This is a genomic window from Klebsiella sp. P1CD1 (assembly GCF_003790505.1).
GTDB lineage: Bacteria > Pseudomonadota > Gammaproteobacteria > Enterobacterales > Enterobacteriaceae > Klebsiella > Klebsiella variicola.
Genome location: NZ_CP033631.1, coordinates 4,782,440 through 4,800,170 on the forward strand (window position 1 = coordinate 4,782,440; position 17,731 = coordinate 4,800,170).

At 56.4% G+C, this 17,731-nt stretch carries 15 protein-coding genes; 4 read left to right on the forward strand and 11 right to left on the reverse strand.

Annotated elements, in window-relative coordinates; all coding sequences use genetic code 11:
- Nucleotides 1-2: 2 nt before the first annotated feature.
- The 11 genes from mraY to leuO form a co-directional block, all read right to left on the reverse strand.
- Complete coding sequence (gene mraY, locus DTA24_RS23685; protein WP_008807434.1) at nucleotides 3-1,085, reverse strand: phospho-N-acetylmuramoyl-pentapeptide-transferase; 1,083 nt, start codon at nucleotides 1,083-1,085, stop codon at nucleotides 3-5.
- Nucleotides 1,079-2,437, reverse strand: a complete 1,359-nt coding sequence (gene murF / locus DTA24_RS23690; protein ID WP_012968939.1) for a UDP-N-acetylmuramoyl-tripeptide--D-alanyl-D-alanine ligase — start codon at nucleotides 2,435-2,437, stop codon at nucleotides 1,079-1,081. Before murF ends, mraY begins: the two co-directional genes overlap by 7 nt.
- Nucleotides 2,434-3,921 (reverse strand): UDP-N-acetylmuramoyl-L-alanyl-D-glutamate--2,6-diaminopimelate ligase, encoded by a 1,488-nt coding sequence (murE, locus tag DTA24_RS23695; protein WP_008807436.1) that lies wholly within the window; start codon nucleotides 3,919-3,921, stop codon nucleotides 2,434-2,436. Before murE ends, murF begins: the two co-directional genes overlap by 4 nt.
- Nucleotides 3,908-5,674 (reverse strand): peptidoglycan glycosyltransferase FtsI, encoded by a 1,767-nt coding sequence (locus tag DTA24_RS23700; RefSeq protein WP_008807437.1) that lies wholly within the window; start codon nucleotides 5,672-5,674, stop codon nucleotides 3,908-3,910. Before DTA24_RS23700 ends, murE begins: the two co-directional genes overlap by 14 nt.
- Nucleotides 5,675-5,689: 15 nt before the next feature.
- Nucleotides 5,690-6,055, reverse strand: a complete 366-nt coding sequence (ftsL, locus tag DTA24_RS23705) for a cell division protein FtsL (protein ID WP_002888550.1) — start codon at nucleotides 6,053-6,055, stop codon at nucleotides 5,690-5,692.
- Nucleotides 6,052-6,993, reverse strand: a complete 942-nt coding sequence (gene rsmH, locus DTA24_RS23710; RefSeq protein ID WP_008807438.1) for a 16S rRNA (cytosine(1402)-N(4))-methyltransferase RsmH — start codon at nucleotides 6,991-6,993, stop codon at nucleotides 6,052-6,054. The genes ftsL and rsmH overlap by 4 nt, the downstream gene beginning before the upstream one ends.
- Nucleotides 6,994-6,995: 2 nt before the next feature.
- Nucleotides 6,996-7,454 carry a division/cell wall cluster transcriptional repressor MraZ gene (mraZ, locus tag DTA24_RS23715; protein ID WP_012542858.1) on the reverse strand — a complete coding sequence of 153 codons (459 nt, stop codon included), beginning with the start codon at nucleotides 7,452-7,454 and terminating at the stop codon, nucleotides 6,996-6,998.
- Nucleotides 7,455-8,094: 640 nt separating this feature from the next.
- Complete coding sequence (gene cra, locus DTA24_RS23720) at nucleotides 8,095-9,099, reverse strand: catabolite repressor/activator (protein WP_004145952.1); 1,005 nt, start codon at nucleotides 9,097-9,099, stop codon at nucleotides 8,095-8,097.
- A gap of 180 nt (nucleotides 9,100-9,279) precedes the next feature.
- The gene (gene ilvN / locus DTA24_RS23725; protein ID WP_002888536.1) at nucleotides 9,280-9,771 is read right to left on the reverse strand and encodes an acetolactate synthase small subunit; all 492 of its coding nucleotides are present in this window, start codon (nucleotides 9,769-9,771) and stop codon (nucleotides 9,280-9,282) included.
- Between the two features lie 2 nt (nucleotides 9,772-9,773).
- On the reverse strand, nucleotides 9,774-11,498 hold the full coding sequence (gene ilvI / locus DTA24_RS23730) for an acetolactate synthase 3 large subunit (RefSeq protein WP_023297065.1): 1,725 nt from the start codon (nucleotides 11,496-11,498) through the stop codon (nucleotides 9,774-9,776).
- 394 nt (nucleotides 11,499-11,892) lie between these two features.
- On the reverse strand, nucleotides 11,893-12,861 hold the full coding sequence (gene leuO / locus DTA24_RS23740; protein ID WP_072121929.1) for a transcriptional regulator LeuO: 969 nt from the start codon (nucleotides 12,859-12,861) through the stop codon (nucleotides 11,893-11,895).
- Between the two features lie 612 nt (nucleotides 12,862-13,473).
- Between leuO and leuL the strand changes: the two genes are divergently transcribed.
- The 4 genes from leuL to leuC all read left to right on the forward strand — a co-directional run bounded on the left by leuL (nucleotide 13,474) and on the right by leuC (nucleotide 17,721).
- On the forward strand, nucleotides 13,474-13,560 hold the full coding sequence (gene leuL, locus DTA24_RS23750) for a leu operon leader peptide (RefSeq protein WP_004222662.1): 87 nt from the start codon (nucleotides 13,474-13,476) through the stop codon (nucleotides 13,558-13,560).
- A gap of 95 nt (nucleotides 13,561-13,655) precedes the next feature.
- Nucleotides 13,656-15,227, forward strand: a complete 1,572-nt coding sequence (leuA, locus tag DTA24_RS23755; RefSeq protein WP_008807443.1) for a 2-isopropylmalate synthase — start codon at nucleotides 13,656-13,658, stop codon at nucleotides 15,225-15,227.
- A complete protein-coding gene (leuB, locus tag DTA24_RS23760) occupies nucleotides 15,227-16,318 on the forward strand; it encodes a 3-isopropylmalate dehydrogenase (protein WP_008807444.1) in 1,092 nt (363 codons plus the stop codon). The genes leuA and leuB overlap by 1 nt, the downstream gene beginning before the upstream one ends.
- Before the next feature lie 2 nt (nucleotides 16,319-16,320).
- Nucleotides 16,321-17,721, forward strand: coding sequence for a 3-isopropylmalate dehydratase large subunit (gene leuC, locus DTA24_RS23765; protein ID WP_008807445.1), 1,401 nt, complete (start codon nucleotides 16,321-16,323; stop codon nucleotides 17,719-17,721).
- Nucleotides 17,722-17,731: the final 10 nt, after the last annotated feature.

A 17,731-nucleotide genomic window follows, 5' to 3' on the forward strand; every position in this document is an offset into this window, starting at 1 on the left:
GATTAACGTACCTTCAGCGTCGCCAGGCCAATCAGCACCAGCATCAGCGAAATAATCCAGAAGCGCACGATAACGCGCGGCTCCGGCCAGCCCTTCAGTTCATAGTGATGGTGAATCGGCGCCATACGGAAGATGCGCTGACCGCGCAGCTTAAAGGAGCCAACCTGCAGGATCACCGACAGAGTCTCCACGACGAAAACACCGCCCATAATCACCAGCAGGAATTCCTGACGCAGCAGCACGGCGATAATGCCCAGCGCGCCGCCGAGCGCCAGCGAACCGACGTCGCCCATAAAGACCTGCGCCGGATAGGTGTTAAACCACAGGAAGCCCAGACCCGCGCCGACAATCGCCGTACAGACGATCACCAGCTCGCCAGCATGGCGCAGATAGGGAATGTGCAGGTAGTTGGCGAAGTTCATGTTGCCGGTGGCCCATGCCACCAGCGCAAAGCCGGCAGCGACGAAGACGGTCGGCATAATCGCCAGGCCGTCGAGGCCATCGGTCAGGTTGACGGCGTTGCCGGTACCGACGATAACGAAGTAAGCCAGCAGGATATAGAGCAGGCCCAGCTGCGGCATCACGTCTTTAAAGAATGGCACCACCAGCTCGGTCGCCGGGGTGTCTTTCCCGGCCAGATAGAGCGCGAACGCCACGCCCAGCGCGATCACCGACATCCAGAAATACTTCCAGCGGGCGATCAGGCCTTTGGTATCTTTGCGCACGACTTTACGGTAATCATCAACAAAGCCGATGATCCCGTAGCCGATTAATACCGTCAGTACGCACCAGACGTACGGGTTGGAGGGGTAAGCCCACAGCAGAACGGAGACGGTGATCGCAGTGAGGATCATGATCCCCCCCATGGTCGGCGTGCCGCGTTTGCTGAAGTGGGACTCCGGACCGTCGTTACGTACGACCTGGCCGAAGGAGAGTTTTTGCAGACGGGCGATCATGCGCGGGCCCATCCACAACGAGATGAACAGCGCGGTCAGCAGGCTGACGATGGCGCGAAACGTCAGATAAGAAAAGACGTTAAAGCCGGAATAATATTTGACCAAATGTTCGGCCAGCCATACTAACATGTCCCAGTCTCCTGTAATGCGCGTACTACCTCTTCCATGGCGGCACTACGTGAACCCTTCACTAAAATGGTCATTATCTTGTGCTCCGCCAGCAGCTCGCGCAGGCGAGCCACTACTGCGGCTTTATCATTAAAATGTTCGCCCACGCCGCTGGCGCGGCTGATATCCGCGCTCAAGGTGCCGACGCTGAGGACGCAATCCAGCCCCGCCGCTTTCGCTGCCTCGCCGACTTCGCGATGGCAGGCCGCGCTTTCCGCGCCAAGCTCCGCCATATCGCCGACCACCATCGCCCGGAAGCCGGGCATCTCTGACAGTACCTGCACCGCCGCGGTCATCGAACCAACGTTGGCGTTGTAGGAGTCATCCAGCAGCAGCTGGCTCTCCGTCAGCCGGATCGGGAACAGACGCCCCGGAACGGCCTTCAGCTGCGCCAGACCGGCTTTTACCGCCGCCAGATCGGCGCCTACCGCCATCGCCAGCGAGGTCGCCGCCAGCGCGTTAGCGATGTTATGGCGTCCCGGCAGCGGCAGCAGGACGTCAACGTTGCCGGTTGGGGTCTGCAGCGTAAATTCGGTACCGTGGCTGGTGATCTGCACGTTGGTCGCCGTGAAGTCGCTGTTGGCCGCATTCGGTGAGAAGCGCCACACTTTGCGATCGCCAATCACCGCCTGCCAGTTCAGCCAGTCGTTGTTATCAGCATTGAGAATGGCGATGCCGTTTTCCGGCAGACCGGTATAGATTTCGCCCTTCGCCTTCGCCACGCCCGCCAGCGAGCCGAAACCTTCGAGGTGCGCCGCAGCAAGGTTGTTGACCAGCGCGGCTTCCGGACGCGTCAGGCTGACGGTCCAGGCGATTTCGCCCTGGTGGTTGGCGCCGAGTTCGATCACCGCGTACTGATGCTCTTTAGTCAGGCGCAGCAGCGTCATCGGTACACCGATATCGTTGTTCAGGTTGCCAGCGGTATACAGTGTGTTGCCGCACTGGCTAAGGATCGCCGCGGTCATCTCTTTGACCGAGGTTTTACCGGACGAGCCGGTCAAGGCGACGACGCGGGTCGGTACCTGCTGACGCACCCAGGCGGCTAACTCGCCGAAAGCCTGGCGGGTATCTTTCACGATCACCTGCGGGAGATCGCAGGCCAGCGGACGGCTCACCAGCAGCGCGCCGGCGCCAGCTGCTTTCGCCTGTTCGGCAAAATCATGAGCGTCGAAACGCTCGCCTTTGAGCGCCACAAACAGGCAGCCCGCCGTCACTTTACGGGTATCGGAGGTCACCTCGTCGATAGCGATGTCGCTACCCTGCCGTTCGCCATGGGCGATCGCGGCGAGCTGGCTTAACGTAAAGCGAATCATGCTACCGCTCCCAGCAGACGCGCGACGGTGACGCGGTCGGAATAATCCAGACGGCGATTGCCGACGATCTGGTAATCTTCATGGCCTTTACCCGCCACCAGCACCACGTCGTTCTCTTTCGCCTGCATCACGGCGTTGGTGACCGCTTCCGCGCGGCCTTCCATCACCTTCGCATGACCCGCATCGAGCATGCCGGCCAGAATATCGTTGATAATCGCCCGCGGCTCTTCGGTGCGCGGGTTGTCATCAGTGACCACCACGATGTCGGCAAATTCTTCAGCGATAGCGCCCATCAGCGGACGCTTGCCTTTGTCACGGTCGCCGCCGCAGCCGAAAACGCACCACAGCTTGCCGCTGCAGTGCAGGCGCGCGGCCTGCAGCGCTTTTTCCAGCGCGTCAGGCGTATGGGCGTAATCCACCACCACGGCCGGTTTACCGGGCGCGCTGAACACTTCCATACGGCCGCATACCGGCTGTAAACGCGCTGCGGTTTTCAGCAGATCGGCCAGCGGATAGCCCAGCGCCAGCAGCGTCGCCAGCGCCAGCAGCAGGTTGCTGACGTTAAAGGCGCCCATCAGGCGGCTTTCGATTTCACCGTTGCCCCAGCTGGAGTCAAACTGAATGGTCGCGCCGCTGTCGTGATAGTTGACCGCGGTGGCCTTCAGCCAGCGGCCGTGGCAGTTCGGATTGATATGATCTTCCATCGACACCGCCACCGCATCCGGCAGCTTCGCCAGCCAGCGACGCCCCACTTCATCGTCAGCGTTGACGATGGCCTGGCCGCAATGGTGGGTCGAGTACAGCAGCCATTTCGCCGCTTCGTAGTGCTCCATGTCGCCATGGTAGTCGAGGTGGTCGCGGCTCAGATTGGTAAACACCGAGGCGGCAAACTGCAGCGCCGCCACGCGGTGTTGCACCAGACCGTGGGAAGAGACTTCCATCGCGCCGAAGGTTGCCCCCTGCCCGACCAGACTGGAGAGCACATGCTGAACGTCTACCGCAGAACCGGTGGTATTTTCGGTCGGCACGACTTTATCCAGCAGGCCGTTGCCAACGGTCCCCATCACTGCGCTGGTTTCGCCGAGCAGCTTCGCCCACTGCGCCAGCAGTTGAGTGGTGGTCGTTTTACCGTTAGTACCGGTGACGCCCACCAGACGCAGCTGCTGCGACGGCTGATGATAAAAACGCCCGGCCAGCGCCGATAAGCGTTCGTTAAGCTGGCTCAGGTAAATAACCGGCACGCCGTGCATTTCACGGATCTCACCGTCTTCAGCCTCGCCCTGCGCTTCAGCAATAATGGCAGCCACACCTTGCGCTATCGCCTGCGGGATATAACGACGCCCGTCCGCCTGATGACCCTGTACCGCGATAAAGAGATCGCCGGAAGCAGCCACCCGGCTGTCCAGCGTCATCTCTCGCAGAATGCGCTCCGGTGCGTTTGGCACCCACGGAGCGAGTAGGTCGCGCAAATTACGATCTGCCACCTGTTCCCTCGCCTTGATTAATTACAAATTCACTTTTTTCGCCCGTTGCCAGCGCATCCGGCTCAATGTTCATGGTGCGCAATACGCCGCCCATGATGGCACCGAAGACCGGCGCGGAAACGGCGCCACCGTAGTATTTACCTGCCTGCGGGTCGTTGATCACCACCACCAGCGCGAAGCGCGGATGGCTGGCGGGCGCAACGCCTGCGGTGTAAGCAATATATTTGTTGATATAGCGGCCATCCGGCCCCACTTTTTTCGCCGTACCGGTTTTAATCGCGATGCGATAGCCTTTGATCGCCGCTTTCACGCCGCCGCCGCCGGGCAGCGCCACGCTTTCCATCATATGAACGACGGTACGAACGAGTGATTCCGGGAAGACGCGCTCGCCCGGAACCGGTGGATCAACCTTGGTAATTGACAGCGGGCGATAGATGCCATAGCTGCCAATCGTTGCGTAGACTCGCGCTAACTGTAACGGGGTTACCATTAGCCCGTAGCCGAAAGAAAAGGTGGCCCTCTCTATGTCAGACCACCGTTGTTTTTGAGGATATAAGCCACTGCGTTCTCCGACCAACCCCAAATTGGTCGCCTTTCCAAGCCCAAAACGTGAGTAAGTATCTACTAACGCTGAGGACGGCATCGCTAACGCCAGCTTAGAAACACCGACGTTACTCGACTTCTGTAGCACCCCGGTCAGGGTCAATTCGCTATAACGCGCCACGTCTTTGATTTCGTGGCCGTTAATTCGATAGGGAATGGTATTCAGCACGGTATTTTCGTTGACGATGCCGCGCTGCAGCGCCGTCATCACCACCATCGGTTTCACCGTCGAACCCGGTTCGAATACGTCGGTGATAGCGCGGTTACGCATGGTGTCTTTCGCCGTACCGGCGAAGTTGTTCGGGTTATAGGAGGGGCTGTTGGCCATCGCCAGCACTTCCCCGGTGTTAACGTCCACTAACACGGCGCTGCCCGACTCGGCTTTGTTAAAGGCCACGGCGTTGTTCAGCTCGCGATAGACCAGCGCCTGCAGACGTTCGTCGATGCTCAGCGCCAGGTTGTGCGCCGCCTGGCTGTCGGTAGAAGAGATATCTTCAATGACCCGGCCATAGCGGTCTTTACGCACGATACGCTCGCCCGGCTGGCCGGTAAGCCATTTATCAAAGCTTTTTTCGACCCCTTCAATCCCCTGGCTGTCGACGTTGGTAAAGCCAATGAGGTGAGCAGTCACTTCTCCGGAAGGGTAATAACGACGGGACTCTTCACGCAGATGAATGCCCGGCAGCTTTAGCTTTTTGATGTAGTCGGCCATGTCAGGGTTTACCTGACGCGCCAGATAGATAAAACGCATCCGCGGATTGGTATTGATGCGCGTTGCCAGCTGATCCAGCGGCATATTGAGGGCGTCCGCCAGCGCCTTCCAGCGCGTATCCAGGGTGACCCCGCCGGCATCATGCAGCTCCTTCGGATCGGCCCAGATAGCTTTCACCGGTACGCTGACCGCCAGCGGCCGCCCGGAGCGGTCGGTAATCATCCCGCGCGCGGTAGACACTTCCTGGACGCGCAGCGAGCGCATATCGCCCTGACGCACCAGCATGTCGGGGCTGACCACCTGGAGCCAGGCGACACGACCCAGCAGGAAAGTCAGCGCCAGCAGAATACAGCCGCACAGCAACGCAAAACGCCAACTGATAAAGTTGGCCTGTTCTTCCTGACGCTTTGCTTTTGGCGTTTTTGGCGCTGCTTTCATCCGTCGCAATAATCCTTATTTCTGTACAACGATATTTTCTTGTGATGGATCGACGTGCTGCATCTGCAACTTCTCGGTCGCGATCCGCTCAACCCGACTGTGATCGCCGAGCGCGTTCTCTTCGAGGATCAGGTTGCGCCACTCGATATCCAGGGCGTCGCGTTCCAGAACCAGTTGTTCACGCTGCGCGGTCAGCAGGCGCGTATGGTGCGCGGTGGTGACCACGGTAATCGCCGTAATAATGATGCAAATGAACAGGCAGAGTGGCAGTTTCCCAAACCGCAGAAGGTCGTCCCCGATCACGCCAGGCAAAGCATGGCGCTCGTTGCTTCCAATCGACCCTTTAACTTTGCTTAAGGCCTCTGTCACTCTGCCGATCATGCGTTCGTCCTCTCTGCAATACGCAGCACTGAACTACGGGCACGTGGATTCTCTGCCACCTCTTCTTCGCCCGGCATCAACTTGCCTAGTGCTCGTAACTCACGGCCGCCCAGTTTTTTGAGCTGCGCTTCGGTCATCGGTATTCCCGCCGGAACCTGCGGACCGCGGCTTTGTTCACGCATAAAGCGCTTCACAATGCGATCTTCCAGCGAATGAAAACTAATGATCGATAGCCGCCCACCCGGGGCCAGCACGCTGAGCGAGCTTTTTAGCGCCTGCTCTATCTCCTCCAGTTCACTGTTTACCCATATGCGCACCGCCTGGAAGGTACGGGTCGCGGGATGTTTATGCTTATCTTTTACCGGCATCGCCGCAGCAATGACCTCCGCCAGCTCTTTGGTGCGGGTCATCGGTTCAATACGGTTACGTTCGACGATCGCGCGGGCGATACGTTTACCGAAACGCTCTTCGCCGAAGGTTTTAATCACCCAGGCGATATCGGCTTCTTCTGCCGTCTGCAGCCACTCGGCCGCGGACTGACCGCGCGTCGGATCCATGCGCATGTCCAGCGGCCCGTCGCGCATAAAGGAAAAGCCGCGTTCCGCATCGTCAAGCTGCGGGGAAGAGACGCCGAGATCGAGCAGAATACCGTCGATCTTACCGGTAAGATTACGCTCGTCGACGTAGTCAGCGAGCTGTGAAAAAGGACCATGTACGATGGAAAAGCGGGGATCATCGATGGTTTTCGCGACGGCAATCGCCTGTGGATCGCGATCGATTGCCAGCAAGCGTCCTTCCGCTCCCAGCCGGGAGAGGATCAGGCGCGAGTGACCACCGCGGCCAAAAGTACCATCAATATAGATACCGTCTGGACGAATATTGAGGCCGTTGACGGCTTCATCCAGAAGTACCGTAGTATGTTTATAATTTTCCATCATTTTTATAAGGACAAATCCTGCAGGCGCTCCGACAGTTCACCGGTCGCGGACTGCTCAGCGTCGATATCTTCCTTGACCCGTTGATACCAGGTCGTTTCATCCCACAGTTCAAACTTATTAAACTGCCCGACCAGCATCACTTCTTTTGTCAGCCCGGCATGCTGCCGTAACACCGGCGCGATGAGCAATCGTCCGGCATTATCCATCTGACATTCGCTGGCATGACCCAGAAGCAAACGCTGTACGCGCCGCTCAACGGGATTCATGCTCGATAAACGCGACAATTTCTGCTCGATGATTTCCCATTCAGGCAATGGATAAAGCAGCAGGCACGGGTGATGAATGTCAATGGTGCATACCAATTGACCGGCAGCGTCCTCGATCAGCCCATCGCGATAGCGCGTTGGCACGGCCAGGCGGCCTTTGCTGTCGAGATTGACCAACGTTGCTCCACGGAACATGCCAGCCTCACCCCTTTTCGCCACTTTATCCCACAAATTCCCACCAGAAGGAGTTTACGGAGCGGAGGAAAAGCTTGTCAAGCCAGCACGGATGCCAACAGAGCTCAAAAACCCATTATTTACAGCCGACATTAGCCCTGATGAAAAAATCATCAACAGGCGAGGCAAATTAACGTTATGAATACGTGTAAGAAAATAACCAACAAACTCGTAACAGTTATAAACAACAAAATATCTTCGGCGGGAAAATATAAAGTGTCAGTTTGCGACGCGAGCGGCATTTTAGGCCATTATGCCGGTCGTTAACAGTACCTGTTGCTGGCTGAGGGGCGGACCAGACGCGGGATAGGGCAGAAGAGAAAGGCTGGGGCGTACAAAATGAGTGTTAATTCAGCAATTAACCTGGTGAATGTAACAAAATAATACAATTAAAGCCTGCGCAATCATTTTTTGTGTCCCGTTTTGAGTAACAAAACGATTGCCAGCGAATTAAACAAAATAACACGTAAAGAAGTTTAGGGATTTGTCTGAAATATATTCAGTTTTGCATTTTGGACGTCAATTGCCTGATTAATCGCCAAAGGCCTGCTTTCCGGCAGGCCCGCCAGGAATATTCCTGGGCTCTGGCGATATTGCGCGCTTAGCGGCGATTCAGGCTACCACGACGATAGAGATTACGGCGAATACGGCTCAGGCCCGGCTTTGGCTTGCGCGGTTCATCGAGGCTGGCGAGGACGATCTCCAGCACCCGCTCAGCGACATCGCGATGGCGCTGAGCCACCGCCAGCACCGGGCACTGCAGAAAATCGAGCAGCTCATTATCGCCGAAGGTGGCGATCGCCAGCTCGGAGGGCAGTTTGCCCTCACGGCGCAGCGTCACATCCATCACGCCCTGCAGCAACGGGAAAGAGGTAGTAAACAGCGCCTGAGGCATCGGATGGGTTTCAAGCCATTTCTCAAACAGCTGAGCCGCCGCTTCGCGCTCATAGCTGTTGGCATAGAGATAATGCACCTCGCGCGGATCGTCCTGCCAGGCTTTGCGGAAGCCCTGCTCGCGCAGGAAGCTCACCGACAGTTCCGGCAGCGCGCCGAGATAAAGTACCGTTTCGCCAGGGAAGGTCCGCAGCTCGGCAGCGAGCATTTCAGCGTCATCCTGATCAGCGCCGACCACACTGGTGAAATGCTCGCGGTCAAGGGCGCGGTCAAGCGCGACAATCGGAAATGGATCGTTAGCCCAGCGTTGATAGAAAGGGTGCTCCGGCGGCAGCGAGGTAGAGACAATGATAGCGTCCACCTGGCGCTGCAGCAGATGCTCAATGCAGCGCATCTCGTTATCGGGTTGATCCTCAGAACAGGCAATCAGCAGCTGATAGCCACGCTGACGCGCCTGACGTTCGAGATAATTTGCAATGCGGGTATAGCTGGTATTTTCGAGATCCGGGATCACCAGACCGATAGATCGTGTGCGTCCTGCACGCAGGCCAGCGGCGACCGCATTCGGATGATAGTTATGCTCCCGCACCACAGCCATCACCTTTTCGACCGTTTTATCGCTTACGCGGTACTGCTTCGCTTTGCCATTAATCACATAGCTCGCGGTGGTTCTTGAAACACCGGCCAGCCGGGCGATTTCATCCAGTTTCACAATTGCCCCTTGGGTAAGAAGTGCCAAACATAACCATTATTCAGGTATGGAACCCTTTTTATAACATCTAAGCGCAGAATAGTTAGCGCAGCAACCGCTTTCGCTTACAGTTCCTACTGATTTCGCAAAAAAAAAGCCCGACAGTCGCTGCCAGGCTATTTTTGCATCAGTTCCCGATCCTCAGCGCATGATTTTATCACCGCGAGACAGGCCGACCACACCGGAGCGAGCCACTTCTACGATCCGAGCGACATCGCGCAGCGAAGCCAGGAAAGCATCAAGCTTATCACTGGTTCCGGCGAGCTGAACGGTATAGATAGAAGGCGTCACATCGATAATCTGTCCGCGAAAGATTTCGGTGTTGCGTTTCACTTCTTCACGGCCATAGCCGCTGGCCTGAACCTTCACCAGCATGATTTCGCGTTCGACATGGGCCCCCTGCCCCAATTCGCTGACTCGCAGCACATCCACCAGCTTGTGCAGCTGCTTTTCAATCTGCTCGATCGCTTTTTCATCGCCCACGGTCTGGATGGTCATTCTGGAGAGCGTAGGGTCGTCCGTCGGCGCCACAGTCAGGCTTTCTATATTATAGCCGCGCTGGGAAAAGAGGCCGATAACGCGGGACAATGCGCCCGATTCGTTTTCCAGTAATACCGATAATATCCGGCGCATAATCAGGTCCTCTCCGTTTTGCTCAACCACATCTCATCCATGCCGCCGCCGCGGATCTGCATGGGGTACACATGCTCACTGCCGTCGACGGTGACATCGACAAACACCAGCCGGCGCTGACGCACCTGCTCCAGCGCTTCAGCAAGCTTTGACTCCAGCTCCTGCGGCTCGCTGATGCGGATCCCGACGTGACCATAGGCTTCCGCCAGACGCACAAAGTCCGGCAGCGATTCCATATAGGACTGGGAGTGGCGCCCGGAATAGAGCATATCCTGCCACTGCTTCACCATCCCGAGATAGCGGTTGTTGAGGTTAAGCACCAGAACCGGTAACTCATACTGCAGCGCAGTAGAGAGTTCCTGAATGTTCATCTGGATACTGCCGTCACCGGTCACGCAGACCACCATTTCGTCCGGCAGAGCCATTTTGACCCCCAGCGCAGCCGGTAGGCCAAAGCCCATGGTGCCGAGACCACCGGAGTTAATCCAGCGCCGTGGTTTGTCGAAGGGGTAATACAGGGCGGCGAACATCTGGTGCTGGCCCACATCGGAAGTGACGTAGGCATCGCCCTGGGTCAACCGCCAGATAGTTTCAATCACCGCCTGCGGTTTGATTTTATCGCTCCGGTCGTCGTAGCGCAGACAATGGCGGGCACGCCACTGCTCGATCTGTTGCCACCAGTCGCGAATGTCGTCCAGCGGCTGCTGCGTCTCTTCCTGGTCCAGTAGCTCCAGCATCTGCTCCAGTACCAGCCGGGCATCGCCGACGATCGGCACATCCGCCGGCACGGTTTTCGAGATCGAGGTCGGATCGATATCAATATGCAGCACCGTCGCGTTCGGACAGTACTTGGCCAGATTGTTGGTGGTCCGATCGTCAAAGCGGACGCCGACGGCGAAAATGACGTCCGAATGGTGCATGGTCATGTTGGCTTCATAGGTGCCGTGCATACCCAGCATCCCCAGCGCCTGCGGGTGCGTCGCCGGGAAAGCGCCAAGCCCCATCAGGGAGGAAGCAACCGGCAGCTTCAGCTTTTCCACCAGTTCACGCAGCTGGGGTTCGCAATGCGCATTGATCGCCCCGCCGCCGACGTAAACGACCGGCTTACTCGCCGCCACCAGGGTCTGCAGGGCGCGTTTAATCTGTCCCTTATGACCGCTGGTGGTCGGGTTATACGAACGCATACTCACCGCCTCCGGCCAGGCGTACGGCAGCTTTTTCGCCGGATTGAGAATATCTTTCGGTAGATCGACCACCACCGGTCCGGGGCGACCGCTGGCCGCCAGCCAGAAGGCTTTCTTCAGGACACCGGGAATATCTTCGGTCTGCTTCACCAGGAAACTGTGCTTCACCACCGGACGGGAAATCCCCACCATGTCGCACTCCTGGAAGGCATCGTAGCCGATCAGCGATGTCGCCACCTGCCCGGAGAGGATCACCAGCGGAATGGAATCCATATAGGCCGTCGCGATACCGGTGATGGCGTTCGTCGCCCCTGGTCCAGAGGTGACCAGCACGACGCCAACCTCGCCGGTCGCCCGCGCCAGGCCATCCGCCATATGCACTGCCGCCTGCTCGTGGCGAACCAGCACATGATCGATACCGCCAAGGGTATGTAACGCATCATAGATATCGAGGACTGCGCCTCCGGGATAGCCGAATACTTGCTTGACGCCCTGATCGACAAGCGATTGGACGACCATCTCGGCTCCTGACAACATCTCCATGGTTTGCCTCCAGGCTTATTGTTTTACGACAGCGGAACTCAATTTCCGCGCGCTCGCACGATGCGGAGGAGAGACCCTCCGCACTGAGGTGAATGGACTGCATGCCACTACCATAACTGCTCGCCAGCAGGCAGGCAATTCGCCGCAGGGGATGTGTTATCCCCGTAATAAGAAGAAAAGAAAGCGGAGAAGTGAAAATATGGTGGATTGCTTCAGAGATAAGAAAAGGGAATGGTAAATGCTCGGAGAAAAGGCGTGATAGCAGGAATTGATCCATTTTTCACGAACCCAACGAATGCCTCGAACAGGTCAAACAGAACAAAATTCTGCATTATCGAATTTACATCATATAAAAAAAGGAGCCGAAGCTCCTTTTACCCTCGTTGCCATCGGCTCAGCGCTTGCAAATATCCACCAGCAGCTCTTCCATCCACTGATGGCCTTTATCGCGGCCAGCCGCTTCATGCCACGAGAGATAGCAGGTCCGGCTGTTAACCTTCAACGGCAAAGGTAATATTTGCAGGGCTAATTTATCGGCAAACTCATTGGCCAGCCAGCGCGGGGCAATCGCCACCATCTGAGTTTGCGATACCACGTTTAATACGCTGACCATCGCATTACCCTGATAGGCGATACGCGCCTGTTTATCGGCCGTGTCATACCACGGTAAACTGAATGAGGCATACCGATCGAGAGCCACCGTAGCATGCTCCTCACGATAAATATCCGCCTCCATCACCGGCCCGGAAATACGGGGATGGTTGCGACTGGCCACCAAAACCATTTCGTCTTTGAATAACGGGACGCAGGCAAACTCAGGGCGACGGAACTCTTCATAACCGATCACAAATTCCGTTTCCTGATAACGTAACTGATGTTCCGTATTTTGATTCAGCGCGGATTTAAAGACCAAATGAATATTGGGTGCGATCTCCGCAACTTTATTAAAAATAACCGACGTCAGGATGTTATCCAGCGGGCTGCAGACGCACAGATGGAAAACGCGCTCACTGCTTAGCGGTTCAAAACCGGAGCCCGGCAATTCGTTTTGGACCAGCTGCAGCGCCTGGCGCACAGAACCAAAAAGCTGATAGGCCCGCGCCGTCGGCTGAATACCGCGGCCATAGCGCACAAACAGCTCATCATTAAACATCACTTTCAGACGTGAAACCGCGTTACTCACCGCGGGTTGAGACATGCCGAGCGTATGGGCGGCACGGGTGATATTCTGCTCTTGCATAACCGCATCAAAAACGGTGAGCAGATTGAGATCAACCATCCGTAGTTGAGGTTTAACGACTTCCTGTCCGGGGGCTGATTTATATTCTGGAGTGTCAATTAACATATCTAATTCCGCCGTCACGATGAATTCCCTTTACTAAACCGCTATAATTAGCGTCGAAAATATCATTTATCATGCAAATGACATTTGCAAAATAGCAAAGGAGATTTTTAGGAATATATCAAGGCTATGAGTGGCAGTGAAAAAGCGGGACTACCAGGAAAATGAACCGCTCAAACCATACCGGTTACTTAATGATGATGAGTGTACCCATAATCCGTAAAAATAAAAACAACACCACTAGTTAACTGTAACTTAAGCAATAATAAAGTATTTTATTTTTAACCTCATAAAATTAACAACTGCTTATCATTGAAAAATAATCCGCTAATGAGCAAATACATTCATAAGGAAAATAAATATAATATTTTCATTCAGATAGCTTTTTTTGCCGCCTCGTTCACGGTTCATCGTGGCCGATGCGTTGAATGCAAAGCACTTTTTCAAATGAAACAATTGAGGACGCGCCTCCCTTTGTCCAAAATAGGATCTTCGGCAAAACAGGGCTTGCATCAGCACAATTTGCTAATTCACATCGAGAGCCAATAACGCTTTTTCCGTGCCAGGGGTTGACTTTAAAACGGCTATCCAGTAACTCTAAAAGCATAACGATTTCATCTGGAGTTTGACGCAATGATTCGCACCGCTCGTATCACCAGCCTACTACTACTAAACGCATGCCATTTGCGCGGTAGGCTGTTGGGCGACGTTCAGCGTTAAGTCATCTTCCAGCAAGACTATAAAACCCGCGCCTTGGCGCGGGTTTTTTTATGCTCGTCAACAAGGCGCCAGGACACAGACTAAGGATCCAAACCATGAGCCAGCAAGTCATTATTTTCGATACGACCTTACGTGATGGCGAACAAGCGTTACAGGCAAGCCTGAGTGTCAAAGAGAAGCTGCAGATCGCTCTGGCCCTTGAGCGTATGGGGGTCGACGTAATGGAAGTCGGTTTCCCGGTCTCTTCCCCGGGCGATTTTGAATCGGTGCAAAGTATCGCGCGCACCATCAAAAACAGTCGTGTTTGCGCTCTGGCGCGCTGCGTTGAGAAAGATATCGATGTGGCAGCAGAATCCTTAAAGGTGGCTGAAGCTTTCCGCATCCATACCTTTATTGCAACCTCGCCGATGCATATCGCCACCAAACTGCGCAGCACGCTGGATGAAGTGATTGAGCGCGCGATCTATATGGTGAAGCGGGCGCGCAACTACACTGACGATGTCGAATTCTCTTGTGAAGACGCCGGCCGCACGCCGATTGCCGATCTGGCTCGCGTCGTCGAAGCGGCGATCAACGCTGGCGCCACCACCATTAATATCCCGGACACCGTCGGCTACACCATGCCGTTCGAATACGCCAACATTATCAGCGGCCTGTATGATCGCGTGCCGAATATCGACAAAGCGATTATTTCCGTCCACACCCATGATGACCTGGGCATCGCCGTCGGTAACGCCCTCGCCGCGGTCCACGCCGGTGCGCGCCAGGTAGAAGGCGCGATGAACGGTATCGGCGAACGCGCTGGCAACTGTGCGCTGGAAGAAGTGATCATGGCGATCAAAGTGCGCAAAGACATCATGAACGTGCACACCAACATTAATCATCATGAAATCTGGCGCACCAGCCAGACCGTCAGCCAGATCTGCAATATGCCTATCCCGGCCAACAAAGCCATCGTCGGCACCGGCGCCTTCGCCCACTCCTCCGGCATCCACCAGGACGGCGTACTGAAGAACCGCGAAAACTACGAAATCATGACTCCGGAATCCATCGGCCTGAACCAGGTACAGCTGAACCTGACTTCCCGCTCCGGTCGCGCGGCGGTGAAACACCGGATGGAAGAGATGGGTTACCAGGAGAGCGATTACAACCTGGATCATCTGTACGACGCGTTCCTGAAGCTGGCGGACAAAAAAGGCCAGGTCTTCGATTACGATCTGGAAGCGCTGGCGTTTATCAACAAGCAGCAGGAAGAGCCGGAGCATTTCCGCCTGGACTACTTCAGCGTCCAGTCTGGCTCCAGCGATATCGCCACTGCTTCAATCAAGCTGGTCTGCGGGGATGAAATCAAAACCGAAGCCGCTAATGGCAACGGTCCGGTCGACGCCATCTACCAGGCTATTAACCGCGTGACAAACTACAACATTGATTTAGTGAAGTATGGCTTAAGTGCGAAAGGCCACGGCAAAGACGCCCTGGGCCAGGTGGATATCGTCGTTGACTACAACGGCCGCCGTTTCCACGGTGTTGGTCTGGCCACAGATATCGTTGAGTCGTCAGCAAAAGCCATGGTTCACGTGCTGAACAACATCTGGCGCGCCGCCGAAGTCGAAAAAGAATTGCAACGCAAAGCTCAGAATAAAGAGAACAATAAGGAAACCGTGTAATGTCGAAGAATTACCATATTGCCGTTTTGCCGGGTGATGGCATTGGCCCGGAAGTGATGAACCAGGCGATGAAAGTACTGGAAGCCGTGCGCCAACGTTTTGCCATGCACATTACCACCAGCCAGTATGACGTCGGTGGGGCGGCTATTGACCGTCAGGGGACTCCCCTGCCGCAGGCGACCGTCGCCGGATGCGAACAGGCGGATGCGATCCTGTTCGGCTCCGTCGGTGGTCCGAAATGGGAACACCTGCCGCCCGCCGAGCAGCCAGAGCGCGGTGCGCTGCTGCCGCTGCGTAAGCACTTCAAACTGTTCAGCAATCTGCGTCCGGCCAAACTGTACCAGGGGCTGGAGGAGTTCTGCCCGCTGCGCGCCGACATCGCTGCCAACGGCTTCGACATTCTCTGCGTTCGCGAACTGACCGGCGGCATCTACTTCGGCCAGCCAAAAGGCCGCGAAGGCAGCGGTCAGCATGAGAAAGCCTTTGATACCGAGGTGTATCACCGCTTTGAAATCGAACGTATCGCGCGCATCGCTTTTGAATCCGCTCGTAAGCGTCGTCACAAAGTGACCTCCATCGATAAGGCCAACGTCCTGCAGTCGTCCATTCTGTGGCGCGAAATCGTCACCGAGATCGGCAAGGAGTATCCGGACGTTGAGCTGGCGCATATGTATATCGATAACGCCACCATGCAACTGATTAAAGATCCGTCCCAGTTCGACGTGCTGCTGTGCTCCAACCTGTTTGGCGACATCCTCTCCGACGAGTGCGCGATGATCACCGGCTCGATGGGTATGCTGCCGTCCGCGAGCCTTAACGAACAAGGTTTTGGCCTGTATGAACCAGCGGGCGGCTCGGCGCCGGACATCGCGGGCAAAAATATCGCTAACCCGATCGCGCAGATCCTCTCTCTGGCCCTGCTGCTGCGCTACAGCCTCGACGCTGACGAAGCGGCGACCGCCATTGAAAGCGCCATCAACCGTGCCTTAGAGGAAGGGGTTCGTACTGGCGACCTGGCGCGCGGAACGGCGGCGGTCAGTACTGATGAAATGGGCGATATCATTGCCCGCTATGTCGCAGAAGGGGTGTAATCATGGCGAAGACGTTATACGAAAAATTATTTGATGCGCACGTAGTGTATGAGGCGCAGAACGAAACCCCGCTGCTGTACATCGACCGCCATCTGGTGCACGAAGTGACCTCCCCGCAGGCGTTTGACGGCCTGCGCGCGCATGGCCGCCAGGTGCGCCAGCCGGGTAAAACCTTCGCGACCATGGATCACAACGTCTCGACGCAGACCAAAGATATCAACGCGTCCGGCGAGATGGCCCGTATCCAGATGCAGGAGCTGATTAAGAACTGTAAAGAGTTTGGCGTTGAGCTGTATGACTTAAATCACCCATACCAGGGTATCGTCCACGTCATGGGCCCGGAGCAGGGCGTCACCCTGCCGGGGATGACCATTGTTTGCGGTGACTCCCATACCGCCACCCACGGCGCGTTCGGGGCCCTGGCGTTCGGTATCGGCACCTCCGAAGTGGAGCATGTGCTGGCGACCCAGACCCTGAAACAGGGCCGCGCGAAGACCATGAAAATCGACGTGCAAGGCAAAGCGGCGCCGGGCATTACCGCCAAAGATATCGTGCTGGCCATCATTGGTAAAACCGGTAGCGCCGGCGGCACCGGCCATGTGGTTGAGTTCTGCGGCGAAGCGATCCGCGATCTGAGCATGGAAGGGCGTATGACCCTGTGCAACATGGCGATCGAGATGGGCGCCAAAGCGGGCCTGGTCGCGCCGGACGAAACCACCTTCAATTACGTACGCGGCCGTCTGCATGCGCCGAAAGGCAAAGATTTTGACGATGCCGTCGCGTACTGGAAAACCCTGAAAACCGACGATGGCGCGACGTTTGATACCGTGGTGACGCTGCAGGCGGCGGAGATTGCCCCGCAGGTGACCTGGGGCACCAACCCGGGCCAGGTGATCTCAGTGACGGATAATATCCCCGATCCGGCGTCATTCAGCGATCCAGTGGAACGCGCCAGCGCCGAAAAAGCGCTGGCCTACATGGGCCTGAAATCCGGGATCCCGCTGACGGATGTGGCTATCGATAAAGTGTTTATCGGCTCCTGCACCAACTCGCGAATCGAAGATTTACGCGCCGCGGCGGAAATCGCTAAAGGGCGTAAAGTGGCGCCGGGTGTCCAGGCGCTGGTGGTGCCGGGTTCCGGTCCGGTGAAAGCGCAGGCGGAAGCGGAAGGCCTGGATAAGATCTTCATCGAAGCCGGCTTTGAGTGGCGCTTACCGGGTTGCTCGATGTGTCTGGCAATGAACAATGACCGCCTGAATCCGGGCGAGCGCTGTGCCTCCACCAGCAACCGTAATTTTGAAGGCCGTCAGGGCCGCGGCGGACGCACGCACCTGGTGAGCCCGGCAATGGCCGCAGCGGCAGCTGTTACCGGTCATTTCGCCGATATCCGTAATCTGAAGTAAGGAGACCATC